This window comes from Kutzneria sp. 744 (assembly GCF_000568255.1).
Taxonomy (GTDB): domain Bacteria; phylum Actinomycetota; class Actinomycetes; order Mycobacteriales; family Pseudonocardiaceae; genus Kutzneria.
Genome location: NZ_KK037166.1, coordinates 6,776,654 through 6,789,986, shown reverse-complemented (window position 1 = coordinate 6,789,986; position 13,333 = coordinate 6,776,654). Strand labels below are relative to the sequence as shown.

Annotated in this window: 15 protein-coding genes and 2 pseudogenes; 13 read left to right on the top strand and 4 right to left on the bottom strand. The window is 68.2% G+C overall.

Translation table 11 applies throughout. The annotated features are described in order from the left end of the window. The 9 genes and pseudogenes from KUTG_RS61855 to KUTG_RS30990 form a co-directional block, all read left to right on the top strand. A partial coding sequence (locus KUTG_RS61855) for a YwqJ-related putative deaminase (protein WP_043721777.1) occupies positions 1–870 on the top strand: 870 nt, incomplete at its 5' end. Positions 871–875: 5 nt separating this feature from the next. After that, positions 876–1,232 carry a toxin-antitoxin system YwqK family antitoxin gene (locus KUTG_RS31025; protein ID WP_043721775.1) on the top strand — a complete coding sequence of 119 codons (357 nt, stop codon included), beginning with the start codon at positions 876–878 and terminating at the stop codon, positions 1,230–1,232. Between the two features lie 86 nt (positions 1,233–1,318). After that, positions 1,319–1,642 carry a toxin-antitoxin system YwqK family antitoxin gene (locus KUTG_RS31020; protein ID WP_157494884.1) on the top strand — a complete coding sequence of 108 codons (324 nt, stop codon included), beginning with the start codon at positions 1,319–1,321 and terminating at the stop codon, positions 1,640–1,642. A 186-nt stretch (positions 1,643–1,828) separates the two neighbouring features. Further along, complete coding sequence (locus tag KUTG_RS54080; RefSeq protein WP_052395604.1) at positions 1,829–3,199, top strand: pentapeptide repeat-containing protein; 1,371 nt, start codon at positions 1,829–1,831, stop codon at positions 3,197–3,199. Further along, positions 3,196–3,855 (top strand): endonuclease V, encoded by a 660-nt coding sequence (locus tag KUTG_RS31010; RefSeq protein WP_043721771.1) that lies wholly within the window; start codon positions 3,196–3,198, stop codon positions 3,853–3,855. Before KUTG_RS54080 ends, KUTG_RS31010 begins: the two co-directional genes overlap by 4 nt. Before the next feature lie 162 nt (positions 3,856–4,017). Then, positions 4,018–4,461, top strand: a complete 444-nt coding sequence (gene sdhC / locus KUTG_RS31005) for a succinate dehydrogenase, cytochrome b556 subunit (RefSeq protein WP_084579992.1) — start codon at positions 4,018–4,020, stop codon at positions 4,459–4,461. Between the two features lies 1 nt (position 4,462). After that, positions 4,463–4,873 carry a succinate dehydrogenase hydrophobic membrane anchor subunit gene (locus KUTG_RS31000; RefSeq protein WP_043721767.1) on the top strand — a complete coding sequence of 137 codons (411 nt, stop codon included), beginning with the start codon at positions 4,463–4,465 and terminating at the stop codon, positions 4,871–4,873. 19 nt (positions 4,874–4,892) lie between these two features. After that, positions 4,893–6,645 (top strand): annotated as a pseudogene (gene sdhA, locus KUTG_RS30995) (succinate dehydrogenase flavoprotein subunit). Continuing rightward, positions 6,645–7,430: a succinate dehydrogenase iron-sulfur subunit gene (locus KUTG_RS30990; RefSeq protein WP_043721765.1), complete on the top strand. Its 786-nt coding sequence runs from the start codon at positions 6,645–6,647 to the stop codon at positions 7,428–7,430. The pseudogene sdhA and the gene KUTG_RS30990 overlap by 1 nt, the downstream one beginning before the upstream one ends. 58 nt (positions 7,431–7,488) lie before the next feature. On the opposite strand, the gene KUTG_RS30985 is transcribed toward KUTG_RS30990, so the two are convergent. Both KUTG_RS30985 and KUTG_RS30980 read right to left on the bottom strand, forming a co-directional pair. Next, a complete protein-coding gene (locus KUTG_RS30985; RefSeq protein WP_043721764.1) occupies positions 7,489–8,934 on the bottom strand; it encodes a M1 family metallopeptidase in 1,446 nt (481 codons plus the stop codon). Between the two features lie 60 nt (positions 8,935–8,994). After that, a complete protein-coding gene (locus tag KUTG_RS30980) occupies positions 8,995–9,474 on the bottom strand; it encodes an Lrp/AsnC family transcriptional regulator (protein ID WP_043721761.1) in 480 nt (159 codons plus the stop codon). Positions 9,475–9,533: 59 nt separating this feature from the next. Here KUTG_RS30980 and KUTG_RS30975 point away from each other — a divergent pair. Both KUTG_RS30975 and KUTG_RS65375 read left to right on the top strand, forming a co-directional pair. Next, positions 9,534–10,372: pseudogene (locus tag KUTG_RS30975) on the top strand (PLP-dependent aspartate aminotransferase family protein); the annotation flags it as partial. Between the two features lie 544 nt (positions 10,373–10,916). After that, the gene (locus tag KUTG_RS65375) at positions 10,917–11,006 is read left to right on the top strand and encodes a PLP-dependent transferase (RefSeq protein ID WP_198047819.1); all 90 of its coding nucleotides are present in this window, start codon (positions 10,917–10,919) and stop codon (positions 11,004–11,006) included. Here KUTG_RS65375 and KUTG_RS30970 read toward each other — a convergent pair. Continuing rightward, positions 11,003–11,695 carry a hypothetical protein gene (locus KUTG_RS30970; RefSeq protein ID WP_043721760.1) on the bottom strand — a complete coding sequence of 231 codons (693 nt, stop codon included), beginning with the start codon at positions 11,693–11,695 and terminating at the stop codon, positions 11,003–11,005. The two genes, KUTG_RS65375 and KUTG_RS30970, sit on opposite strands and share 4 nt — an antisense overlap. A gap of 182 nt (positions 11,696–11,877) precedes the next feature. Between KUTG_RS30970 and KUTG_RS30965 the strand changes: the two genes are divergently transcribed. Further along, complete coding sequence (locus tag KUTG_RS30965) at positions 11,878–12,744, top strand: helix-turn-helix domain-containing protein (RefSeq protein WP_084579990.1); 867 nt, start codon at positions 11,878–11,880, stop codon at positions 12,742–12,744. Between the two features lie 15 nt (positions 12,745–12,759). Further along, positions 12,760–12,945 carry a DUF397 domain-containing protein gene (locus KUTG_RS30960; RefSeq protein ID WP_043721758.1) on the top strand — a complete coding sequence of 62 codons (186 nt, stop codon included), beginning with the start codon at positions 12,760–12,762 and terminating at the stop codon, positions 12,943–12,945. 63 nt (positions 12,946–13,008) lie between these two features. Here the strand turns inward: KUTG_RS30960 and KUTG_RS30955 are convergent. Next, on the bottom strand, positions 13,009–13,333 hold a 325-nt coding region (locus KUTG_RS30955; RefSeq protein WP_157495649.1), incomplete at its 5' end, for a S8 family serine peptidase.

Genomic DNA, 13,333 nt, shown 5'->3' with positions numbered 1-13,333 from the left:
CCGCCCGGCGGCGGTGGTGGTGGCGGGGGCGGCGGGGGCGGCGGTGGAGGTGGCGGCGGCAAGGACGACGGCCCCTTCTCCAAGCCGCTCAACTCGCAGACCAAGAAGCTGGAGCAGATCGACGAGTCCCGGGTCAAGCGCGGAGACGACGATCTGATCACCCATGTCGACGGCAAGCCGGTCAAGCAGTACACGACCGAGGTCGGCGAGGGCCGCGCGCAGCAGTACCACGACGCGCAGAAGGCCGAGATCCAGCAGCGCAGCCAGCTCGACGACGAGAACGCCCGGCGCAAGGCCGAGTACCAGCAGCAGCGCGCCGACTACCAGCGTCAGGTCGACCAGCTGAAGGCCGAGGGCCGGCAGCGGGAGATCGGCTCGCTGGACAAGCCCAAGCCCCCCAAGATGCTGGAGGCGCAGCCGAGCGTCAGCGCCAACACCGTCGGCCAGGTCACCGCGGTGTCGGTGGACCGCCGCACCGGCGCGGTGTGGGAGGGCGCGAACGGCCATCCCAACGAGCTCGCCGATCCGCTGCACCCCGCCCTGCAGAGCCGGTACGACCGGGTCGAGCAGATGCGGACCGAGCCCGGCAACGAGATGCACCCGGACCAGCCGCTCGGGCACGCCGAGGTGAAGGCCGTGAACGCCTCGCTGTGGGAACGGCAGCACCTGTACGACGAGGGCAAGCTGGACCACGCGCCGACCGAGGCCGACCTGCCCGAGATGCGGGTGGACAACTACTTCCCGTTCGGCCCCGAGGTCCGCCAGGCCCCGTGTTGCGCGAACTGCAATGTTACGTTGGACGGCGTGCCGAGCAACGCGGGCCGGTTCACCAAGTACCCCGCTTCCAACGGCGAATTCATTCCGGAGTGAGGCACATGGAGCGCATCGACATCCAGACCGACGAGGTCGCGTGGGACGACGACCAGCGGCTGCTGCACCGGGGTGAGCTGTTCACCGGCGAGGCCGTCACCTACAACTGGCTCGACGAGGTCACGTCGCTGGCCACCTATGTCGACGGTTTCCGCGACGGCGTGCAGCGGGAGTGGTACGACGGCGAGGAGCCCAAGTCGGAGATGACCGTCCACAACGGACGGGTCGTCGGGACCGCCCGCGAATGGCACCCCAACGGGCAGCTGGCCAAGGAGCAGCGGTTCGGCGAGGACGGGCTGCTCACCTCGGAGACCCTGTGGGACGAGGACGGCCAACCGATCGGCGGACACGGCAAGCTGTGACGGCGGAGCCTTCCACTCGATCCGGCGGGCCGTCGATCCGCCGGATCGACCGTGGGCTCACAACCTCGGACACCGAGGACGGCTGGATGGTCCGTGTCGACGGCGTGCCGTACACCGGCGAGATCGTCGACACCGAGGACGGCCGGGTGGTCGGTGTGACCGGCTACCAGGACGGCCTTGAGCATGGTCCGTCCGTGGAGTACTTCCCCGACGGCAGCAAGGAATTCGAGGGCCAGTACGCCATGGGCACGGCCGTCGGCGAATGGCGCACGTGGTATCCGGGCGGGCGGCTCAAGGAGTTCACCCTCCTCGACCGCTGGGGCGACGTGCGCAAGGTCCAGGAGTGGGACCCACAGGGAAATCTCACCCGGGACACCGACCACGCCGGCGCGCACGGCGACGAGCTGTGACCGTGGTCCACAAAGGATGGACCGTGGGGACGGCCCGGGAGTGGCATCCGAACGGACGGCTGGCCGTGGAGCGGCGGTTCGACGAGCGGGGGCGGCCGGCCGGAGAGAGCCGGTGGGACGAGGACGGGCGGGCCGCTGTGAGGAACGGGGATGTCGGCAGCGGTCCGGTGACAGTACGTTTGAGGGGTGAGTGAGTGGCTGCCGGTCCGCTGGCCGGACGATGACGAAGCGGCGGTCGCGCTGGAGGACTGGCTCGACGACGGCCTGGGCGACTTCACGGGCCTGGACTTTCGGGGAGCGGAACTGACCGGGGCGCCGCTGAGTGGCGCGGTGCTGAGCGGGGCGGACCTGCGGGGCGTGGGGCTCAGGAAGGCGGAGCTGGACGGCGCGCAGCTGACCAGCGCGGATCTGCGAGGCGCCGATCTGGGCGAGGCGCAGCTGCCGGACGCGAACCTGGACGACGCGAACCTGACCGGGGCGAACCTGGCGGCGGCGAACCTGACCCGGGTGTCGGCGATCGGCGCGGTGTTCGAGGACACGAACCTGCGTGGGGCGGACCTGACAGCGGCGATGCTGGACGACGTGGACCTGTCCACGGCGGACCTGACGGAAGCGGTGCTGGACGGGGCTTTCCTGCCGCCGAGGGCCAAGCGGATCGAGCTGTACGGGGACGCCCCGACCCGGGACGAGCAGGGCCGCCTGGTGCACGGGGGCGAGCCGTTCACGGGGGAACTGGTCCGTGAGAACGGGGATCGCCTGCTGTCGCTGGAGACGTACCGCGACGGCGTCCGGCAGACGGCCCGGACCTGGTACGACAGCGGGATCCTGCGCAGCGACGGCCGGAAACGCTGGCATCCCAACGGAATGCCGGCGGAGGACGGCGAGACCCGCTGGGACGAGCGGGGCGAGCCGACGACCAGGGTCGACCGGGACCACGCGACCGAGGTCGACGGCCTGCGCTGTCACGACGGCAAGCCCTTCACCGGCCAATTAGAGGAAGGCGACCGGATCACGTCCTACCGGGACGGCCTGAGGGACGGCCCGTGGTGGGCGCCGGACGCGGAGGGCCGGCACGAGCAGGGCATCCGGGTCGGCGAATGGCGGCGCTGGCACAGCAACGGGCGCATCCGCGAGCTCACGGCGCACGATCCCAAGGGCGCCGTCACCAAGATCCAACGCTGGGACGCCAACGGGTTCCTCCTCGACGAGCGGGAGGCGCCGCCGGACGAGCCGCCGCTGCCCCGCATCGACCTCCAGGTCAGCACGGTGGAGTGGGACGACGGCGCACGGCTCAAGCACGACGGCCACGCCTTCACCGGCGAGGCGGTGACCCACGGCTACAGCGGCGAGGTGACGTCGCTGGTGACCTACCGGTACGGCGTTGAGGACGGCCCGCAGCGCACCTGGTACGAGGACGGCACGCCCAAGTCGGAGCTGACGGTCCGGCGCGGTGTGATCATCGGCGTCGCCCGGGACTGGCACCCGGACGGCCGGCTGGCCCGCGAGCGGGTCTTCGACGAGCGCGGCGACCTGGCTTCGGAGAGGCACTTCACATGATCGACGACTGGCCGTCGACCCCGGAAGAGGCCGTTGCGCTGCAACTCCGGATGGCCCCGCTGGTGGACCCGCACCCGCCGGCGGACTTCCGGCCCCGGACCGCGGCCGGCCTCGACGTGGCCTACGCCGAGGACCGGCTGTGCGCGGCGGTCGTGGTGGTCGACCTCGCGTCACTCGAAACGGTGGATCAGGCCGTTGTGCCGGGTGTCACAGATTTCCCTTACGTGCCAGGGCTGTTCGCGTTCCGTGAGCTGCCGGCGCTACTGAGGGCGCTCGAACGGCTGACGACGTCGCCCGATCTGCTGATCTGCGACGGCCAGGGCGTTGCCCATCCGCGCCGGTTCGGGCTGGCCAGCCACCTCGGCGTGGTCACCGGTCTGCCGTCGATCGGCGTGGCCAAGACCCCGATGGGCCACTACGACCCGCCCGGCCCCGAACGCGGCGACTGGACCGAGCTGCGGGACGGCGACGACGTGGTCGGCCGGGCGCTGCGCACCCAGCGCGAGGTGAAGCCGCTGTTCGTCTCGATCGGACACCGGACGGATCTGGACACCGCGAGCGACCTGGTCCTGCGGCTGGCCCCCAGGTACCGCCAGCCGGAGACCACCCGCCGGGCCGACCATCTGTGCAGGGCGGCACTGGTTCTTGATCGTTAAAGCGGCCTGGACCACACCGTTGCGTGTCTCATCGATCACAGACGGCCCGTCGCCGTTGGGCCAGCCGCAGGCCCCCGGTCTAGCATCCGGAGGGTCAAGGCCCCGCACTCACGACGCCGCCTGGGGCCGCGCCCACCACTGACGCTGGAGGCCACGCGCACCATGGCCAGTACCACCGCCCCGCCGACGGGCGCAGCAGAGGGAACGGGAGGCAGCAGCCGGCGCGGTAGCACCGTCTACCGCGGCGATCTGGGCATGTGGTCCTGGGTGGCCCACCGGATCACCGGGGTGCTGACCTTCTTCTTCCTGTTCGCGCACGTTCTGGACACCGCGGTCGTTCGTGTCTCGCCGAACGCCTACGACAAGGTGATCGAGCTCTACAAGAACCCGCTCGTCAACCTGTTGGAACTGGGCCTGGTCGCCGCGGTGCTCTACCACGCGCTCAACGGCATCCGGATCATGCTGGTCGACTTCTGGGCCAAGGGCCCGCGCTTCCAGCGCCCGATGCTGTGGGCGATCATCGCGATCTGGGTGATCGTGATGATCCCCGGCGCGTACTTCATGCTCCAGCGCAACATTGTCATGATCTTCGGCGGTGGCAACTGACATGAGCACCCTGAACATCTCGGCTCCGCGCAGCCCGCGCCGCCCGGCCGCCCGCCGCAGCAACTTCGAGCTCTACAGCTGGCTGTTCATGCGGCTGTCCGGCCTGCTGCTGATCGTGCTGGTGCTCGGGCACCTGTTCATCATGAACATCCTCGACGGCGGCGTGCACCGGATCAACTTCGCCTTCGTCGCCGGCCGCTGGTCCTCGCCGTTCTGGCAGTTCTGGGACCTGTCCATGCTGTGGCTGGCCGAGCTGCACGGCGGCAACGGCCTGCGCACCGTGATCAACGACTACGCGCGCAAGGACGCCACCCGGTTCTGGCTGAAGATCCTGCTGTACGTGTCGATGGCGCTGATCCTGGCGCTGGGCAGCTTCGTGATCTTCACCTTCGACCCGAACATCAGCGGCTGAACCGCGGGAGACGCCGGACATGCAGGTACACAAGTACGACGTGGTCATCGTCGGCGCCGGCGGCGCCGGGATGCGCGCGGCCATCGAGGCCGGGCAGCGCGTCCGCACCGCGGTGCTGACCAAGCTCTACCCCACCCGCTCCCACACCGGCGCGGCCCAGGGCGGCATGTGCGCCGCGCTGGCCAACGTCGAGGAGGACAACTGGGAGTGGCACACCTTCGACACGATCAAGGGCGGTGACTACCTCACCGACCAGGACGCCGCCGAGATCATGTGCAAGGAAGCCATCGACGCGGTCCTCGACCTGGAGAAGATGGGCCTGCCGTTCAACCGGACGCCCGAGGGCCGGATCGACCAGCGGCGCTTCGGCGGCCACACCCGCGACCACGGCAAGGCCGCCGTGCGGCGCGCGTGCTACGCGGCCGACCGCACCGGCCACATGATTCTCCAGACGCTGTACCAGAACTGCGTCAAGCACGGCATCGAGTTCTTCAACGAGTTCTACGTGCTCGACGTGTGCATGACCGAGACCGCCAACGGCCCGGTCTGCACCGGCGCGGTCGCGCTGGAGCTGGCCACCGGCGAGATCCACGTGTTCCAGGCCAAGGCGGTCGTGTTCGCCACCGGCGGCTTCGGCAAGGTCTTCAAGACCACCTCGAACGCGCACACCCTGACCGGCGACGGCATGGGCATCGTGTTCCGCAAGGGCCTGCCGCTGGAGGACATGGAGTTCTACCAGTTCCACCCGACGGGCCTGGCCGGCCTGGGCATCCTGCTCACCGAGGGCGCCCGCGGCGAGGGCGCGATCCTGCGCAACGCCGACGGCGAGCGGTTCATGGAGCGCTACGCCCCCACCATCAAGGACCTGGCGCCGCGCGACATCGTCGCCCGGTCCATGGTGCTGGAGGTGCTGGAGGGCCGCGGCGCCGGTCCGCACAAGGACTACGTGCTGCTGGACTGCACGCACCTCGGGGCCGAGGTGCTGGAGACCAAGCTGCCCGACATCACCGAGTTCGCCCGCACCTACCTGGGTGTGGACCCGGTGACCGAGCCGGTGCCGGTCTACCCGACCGCGCACTACGCGATGGGCGGCATCCCCACCAATATCCACGCCGAGGTGTTGCGGGACAACGAGCACGTCGTCCCCGGCCTGTACGCCGCCGGCGAGTGCGCCTGCGTCTCGTGCACGGCGCAACCGGCTGGGCACCAACTCCCTGTGGACATCAACGTGTTTCGGCCGACGGGCCGGCCTCGCCGCCGCCGAGTACGTCGCAGGAGTGCACGACCACGTGGACCTGCCGGAGAACCCGGCCACCATGGTCGAGGCCATGGTCGAGGGGCTCCGCTCCTCCACCGGCTCCGAGCGCGTGGCCGACCTGCGCATCGCGTTGCAGAACACGATGGACGCCAACGCCGCCGTGTACCGCACCGAGGACACGCTCAAGCAGGCGCTGCACGACGTGCAGCAGCTCAAGGAGCGCTACGGCAACGTCGCCGTGCAGGACAAGGGCAAGCGGTTCAACACCGACCTGTTGGAGGCCGTCGAGCTCGGCTTCCTGTTGGAGCTGGCCGAGATCCTGGTCGTCGGCGCCCTGGCCCGCAAGGAGTCCCGTGGCGGGCACGCGCGGGAGGACTACCCGACGCGTGACGACACGAACTTCATGCGCCACACCATGGCGTACAAGCAGGGCGACAGCCTGGCTGCCGACATCCGCCTTGACTACAAGCCGGTGACCTTCACCCGGTACAAGCCGATGGAGCGCAAGTACTGATGACCGCGACGACCGAAACCGCGCCCTCGGGTTCCCGGGGCTCGCAGCCGCCCGTGCCGCCCGGTGCGATCACCCTCACCGTGCAGATCCGTCGGTTCAACCCGGAGTTCGAGGACGAGCCGCGCTGGCAGTCCTTCGAGGTTCCCGCGCTGCCCACCGACCGGGTGCTCAACGTCCTGCACTACATCAAGTGGTACCTGGACGGCTCCGTCACCTTCCGCCGCTCCTGCGCCCACGGCGTCTGCGGCTCCGACGCCATGCGCATCAACGGCGTCAACCGCCTGGCGTGCAAGGTGTTGGTGAAGGACCTGATGGCCGGCAACGGAAAGCCGACCACCATCACCATGGAGCCCATCAAGGGCCTGCCGGTGCACAAGGACCTGCTCGTCGACATGGAGCCCTTCTTCGAGGCGTTCCGTGCCGTCAAGCCGTACCTGATGACCACCGGGCACGAGCCCACCCGCGAGCGCATCCAGTCCGCCGCCGACCGCGCCCGGTTCGACGACACGACCAAGTGCATCCTGTGCGCCTGCTGCACGACCTCGTGCCCCGTGTACTGGACCGAAGGCTCCTACTTCGGCCCCGCGGCCATCGTCAACGCCCACCGCTTCATCTTCGACAGCCGTGACGAGGGCGCCGAGGAGCGTCTCGACATCCTCAACGACGTCGACGGCGTCTGGCGCTGCCGCACCACCTTCAACTGCACCGACGCCTGCCCCCGCGGCATCCAGGTGACCAAGGCCATCCAGGAGGTCAAGCGCGCCTTGCTGTTCAAGCGCGTCTGACCGGCAGACACGTCGAGGCCCCACTGCCACAAGCGGTGGGGCCTCGACGCGTTTGCGCCTACGGCTGGCCGGGCTTCCAGTCGGGGTGGTTGGGCATGGGCGGGGTGGTGGTGCCGTAGAGCCAAGACGTCAAGAAAGGCGTGAGGTCACGGCCGGAGACGCGGCTGGCGACGGCGATGTAGTCGGAGGTACGGGCGGAGCGGCCGTGGAACTGGCGGTAGAAGGCCTGCTCGATGTGCTGGAAGGTCTGGTCGCCGACGAACTCGTGCAGGGCGAACAGGGAGAGGGCGCCGACGGCGTCGGAGCCGAGGAGGGTGGCGGCGGCCTTGTTCATGTGGGCGGGAGGGCCCCAGGTGGCGCGCTGGTTGGCGTCGATGTCGTAGAAGCCCTTCATGGCGTCGGCGAAGGTCATGTGCTGCTGCTGGGCGGTGAACAGCATCTGGTAGTAGGTGGCATGGCCCTCGCTGAGCCACATGTCGTCCCACGAGCCGACGGAGACGGCGTCGCCGAAGGACTGGTGGGTCATCTCGTGCACCATGACCGGCTCGGCCCGCTCGGCGGGCTGGAGGAAGCCGGCGGCGCCGTAGGTGGACAGGGAGGCGGTCTCCAGGGCGACACCGTCGTACGGGCTGTCGACGCCGAGGACGCCGTAGCGCTCGAAGGGGAAGGGCAGGCCGAGGGTCTTCTCCAGCCAGGAGAGCTCGGCGGGGGTGCGGCGAACCAGGTCGTCGCCGCCGGACTGGGCGGCGGTGAGGAAGCTGCGCACGGGCAGCCCGTGCGGGCCGGTCTGGTCGATCTCCCGGAACCTGCCCACGGCGACCTGGGTGATGTCGGTGGGAATCTCCTGCGCGGTCCGCCAGACGGAGGTGGCGCGGTCGCCGGACACGACCCGGGACACCGGGGAGCCGTTGGCCACGGCGGTCAGCGAGCTGGGAGTGGTGACACGGAAGGTGAAACGGGCCTTGTCGCCGGGATAATCGTTGGAGGGGAAGAAAACGTGGGCCCGGTCGGGCTGCCCCATGAAGGCGAAGCCGTCGGGGGTGTTGATCCACGCCTTGAACGGCCAGTCGGTGCCGGGCGGCAGGTGCAGGGCGGGCGAGAGCGGATCGAGCGAACGGTCCGCGGTGTACGAGATCCGCACGGTGAACGAGGCATGATCGGCGATGGCCGAAGCGGGCGTGACGAACAGCTTCTCGCCCTCGGTGCGGAAAGCCGCCGGTTTCCCGTCCACGGCAACGGATCCGATCTTGGACACCGCGGAGTCGAGACTGAAGGACGACAGGGCCTGGGTGGCCCGGGCCCGCATGACGACCGAGGACGCCATGGTGGTGACGCCGGGCTGGTAGTCGTAGCTGATGTCATAGGACTGGGCGTCGTAGCCGCCGTTGCCGAGGTCGGGGAACAGCCGGTCTCCCAGGCTGCCGGCCCCGGCCGTCGGCGGCGCGGCGGCCGCCGTCCCGGTCGCGCCCAACAGGATCGCCGCGGTGATGAGCAAAACCCTCATGCGAACCGAAGGTAGGGATCGTCACGATCAGCGGGCGTCGCCCTGAGGGCCGAAGCGGGGTCAGCCGGAAGTGGTAGGCGGCAGCAGCGGACCGCCCTCCCACTGCTGGAAGATCAGGGTGGTGTGCACGAGCGCGACCTCGGGCCGGGCGGTGAACTGGTCGAGCACCAGGCGCTGGAGGTCGGTCGCGCCGCCGGCGGCGACGTGGACCATGAAGTCGTCGGCGCCGGTGAGGTGGAAGACGGCCCGGGTCTCGGGCTGCTCCAGGGCGTGTTTGACGAACGGCTCCAGGACACCCCGGTGGGGCTGCACGCGGATGAACAGCAGCGCCTGCAAGGGCCGGCCCAGGGCGCTGGCGTCGACGCGGAGCACGGTGCCGAGGATGATGCCGGCCGACCGCAGCCGGGCCACCCGGTCGAGGCAGGTGGACGGGGCGATGCCGACCAGGGCCGCCAGCTCCTTGTTGGTGAGCCGGGCGTCGTTCTGAAGCTCCCGCAGAATGGCAAGATCAACCGGATCGAGACGCACGTCAGAGGCCATACGCCGAATTTAGTACGGGATTTCCGGAAAAACACCGTGACCGGCCCAGGATGGACGGCATGGAGCTGAACACCAGGGCTGTGCACGCCGGCCGCGAGGACCTGACGGATCTGGGGCTGCACGCGGTCCCGATCGACCTCTCCACGACCTACCCCGCCCGCGACAGCCGCGAGGAGGCGGCCCGCCTCGACCGGGCGGCGGCCGGCGTGGAGCTGGGCGACAACCCGATCTACGGCCGCGTCGGCAATCCGACGGTGGCCCGGTTCGAACGGGCCCTGGCCGACCTGGAGGGCGCCGAGTCGGCGGTGGCCTTCGCGACGGGCATGGCGGCGCTGAGCGCCTGCCTGTTGGCCGTTGCCGCGCAAGGAAAACGGCACATCGTCGCCGTCCGCCCGCTCTACGGCACCAGCGACCACGTGATCGGCTCGGGCCTGCTCGGCACCGAGGTCACCTGGTCCACAGTGGACTCGGTCAAGCGGGACATCCGCGACGACACCGGCCTGGTGATCGTCGAGTCGCCGGCCAACCCGACACTGTCCGAAGTGGACATCCGGGCCATCGACGTGGACGTGCCGGTGCTGGTGGACAACACCTTCGCCACGCCGGTCCTGCAACGGCCGATCGAGCTGGGCGCCGACATCGTGCTGCACAGCGCGACCAAGTACCTCGGGGGCCACGGCGACGTGTTGGGCGGGGTCGTGGCCTGCGACGAGGAGTTCGCCGGCCGGCTCAGGACGATCCGCATGGCCACCGGCGGCATCCTGCATCCGCTGGCCGGATACCTGTTGCTGCGGGGCCTGTCCACGCTCCCCATCCGCATCGCCCACGCCTCAAGGACGGCCGCAGAGTTGGCTCACCGCCTCGCGACCATCCCGGCGTGGCCAGGGTCTACCGGCCGGGGGACCTAGATGCGATTAGTAGATACCAGTCCAACAGGATGCCGGAATTTGCCGCATCGAGATTCGTGTTGAGACTAAACGTTATACGGCAGGATGTAAGACGGTAGGGAGCAGGACACTGTGTCTGATGTCCGTACGAATTGTAGTGCCAGGTCATTACCCCAACAAGAGAGTTGACCTGAACTCAGCGTAAATTGTGCGGATTCAAGAGCCGAATCGACGACCAAAATCGGGTGGTGCTTAAGTCGTTTACAAATATGAGGATTTCTGAGAAGTTCGGGTTAATAATATATGACTAAAGTAAAAAATTGCGATTTACTAATCGTCGGAACGTTTACCCAGCGATGTTATTCATTAAGACAGGGCCGATAGCCTATCATTGTCTGCATCCGCAATCGGCCGGACGATCCACTATGTTGAACCCGGCTATTCATTCAGTTCTCAAAAGGATGGGTTCCTGTTCGTAGAATCCGCTGCTGTGAGGAGTGCACATATGTGGTAACATATCAGATTATCAGCAAAAAAAAAGCCTAAAGCGCCGGCATCGGCGACCGGCTGCTGCGGCTGTCGGTCGGCCTGGAGGACGTCGAAGACCTCTGGACCGACCTGGACCAAGCCCTGTCCAAGAGTTAGTTACGCACGGCAACCGAGGGGTCGAGGCGCTGTTCCGGCACGAACGGGAACAGCGCCCTGGTCCCGTGGGCCTCCTCGCGGCAGGCGGACACCTCGTGCGTGACGGCCTCCAGCCGCCCGATGGCCAGCACCAGAAACGTCAGGTCCGGCAACGCCCGCATGACCGGCATCCGGTCGGCCTGCTCGTCGCCGGCCAGCGAGCGGGCCAGCAGGATGTCCCGCTGCGGCCCGAGATAGCAGCGCTCGATCAGGTGCTGGAGCCGTTCGCTGTCGCGCTCCAGCCGCGCCGTCAGGCGGCCGAGATCGGCGATCTTGTGGTCGACGGACCGCAGCAGCCGGCGGCGTTCCGCGTCGGCGGCGAGCACGACGCGCCCGAGCGCGGCCGTGCCCACGGACGGTGAGCGGTCGAGCTGGCGCCGGGCCTGGGCCGCGGTGAGCATCTGTGAGCCGACCTTGCGCGGCCGGGATTCGGCTTCCACGGCCCGGCGGCACTGCCGCTCGATGGCGTAGCCGAGGCGCATGCCGTGATCGACGGTGCGGGCGACGCGCCGGTGCCAGCGCCCGACGACGCGGCTGGCGCGGCGCAGGCCGCGGAACTCCAGCGACAACTCACTCTCGATGGTGATTTTCCTGGCCCGCGACGGGTGGGTCAGGCGGAAGATCAGAGGTGATCGCTCGAAGCTGCTCATCTCAGCTCATCCTCTCGGAAGTAGGCCGGGACTCAGGGGTAGAGTGCGTCAGGAAAGCGCACAGCGCAATGCCACCGTGCAATTGCATGCGTGGATTGCTTGCCACGGTCACCCCGATGGCCTAGCGTGGCGCCACGCGCCTCCAGCGGCTACGCGGGCAAGGTGGTTCAGGAGGTGTATGGATGCCCCCTTCTCAGGGACCGTTGATCCCGCGCCGCCGCCTCGGTCACGAGTTGCGCAAGCTCCGAGAAGCTGCCGGACTCCAACTCGTCGACGCCGCCCGGCGCCTCGAATGCTCCCCCAGCAAGGTCAGCCGTCTGGAGAACGGCCAGGGCCTGCCCAAGCTGCGCGACGTGCGCGACCTGCTGGACCTGTACGACATCCGCGACCACCGGCTGCGCACCCGGCTGCAGAACCTGGCCACCGCCAGCCAGGACGAGGGCTGGTGGTCCGACCACCCCGAGGCCTGGCCGCCCAATCTGGGCAGCTACATCTCGCTGGAATCCGCGGCCAGCGGAATGCAGTGGTTCAGCGGATTCGCGATCTCCGGTTTGTTCCAGATTCCCGAGTACTGCCGGGAAATCTTCCGAAACAATTATCCGAGCGCACCGGACAGCGAGATCGACCAGCTCGTCGAGATTCGCGTCAGACGCCAGCGATACGTCCTCGACCGGCTCGGCGACCTCACCATCACCGCCGTGATCGACGAGTGCGCACTACATCGGGTCGTTCACTCACAAGGGGCCATGCGACGCCAACTGGCCTCCTTGTTGGACGTAGCCGGACACGATAGGGTGGATCTAAGAATCTTCCCATACTCAAGCGGCTACAATCTCGGTATCCAGTGCAACTACGTGATCTTCACCTTCGACAACGACACCGATCAGGACACTGTCTACCAGGAACTGAGCGGTGGCGACCGGTTCTCCGCCCAGGAGTCGGAAGTGAAGAAGTACCAAGACATCTTCACCAATCTGCTGTCGAAGTGCCCGGACCAAAAGTCCTCACTCGACCTGATCGGGAAGGTGCAAAGAACCAACTATGAGTGAGAGATAACACGATCCATGGAAATCACTTTCAAGAAGAGCAGCTTCTGTCAGGACGGCGGTTGCGTCGAGGTTGCTGCTCTCCCGTCGGGCGGCATCGCCCTGCGTGACGCCAAGGACCCGAGCCTGCCGGCTCACATTTTCGATCGGGCCGAGTGGACGGCCTTCGTGGCCGGCGTCCGCAACGGTGAGTTCGACTTCTGAGACTTGAGGACTTAGCAGGGGGGCACGGGAAGCGGGGACTTCCCGTGCCACACTGTCGTCCCGCTATCGGGTCACCGCGGCCAAGGCATTGACCAGCCCGTGCCCGTAATACGAGTTGTTCCCGGCCGGCCCGGTGCAGGTCGTCGTGGCGGCCGGGCAGGCGATCGGCGTCGCCTCGGACCGAAGCAGGCCCCGCAGCTGCGCGGGAGAGGCCCACGGATGCGTGCTGGCCAGCAGCGCCGCCACCCCGACCACATGCGGTGATGCCATCGAAGTGCCGCACATGGTGCCGTAGCCACCGCCGGGCAGCGTGGACAGCGGGCACGAGGTGCCGGAACCGGCCGGCGGAATCTGCGCGCGGTCACCGCCCGGAGCGGTCACGTCGACC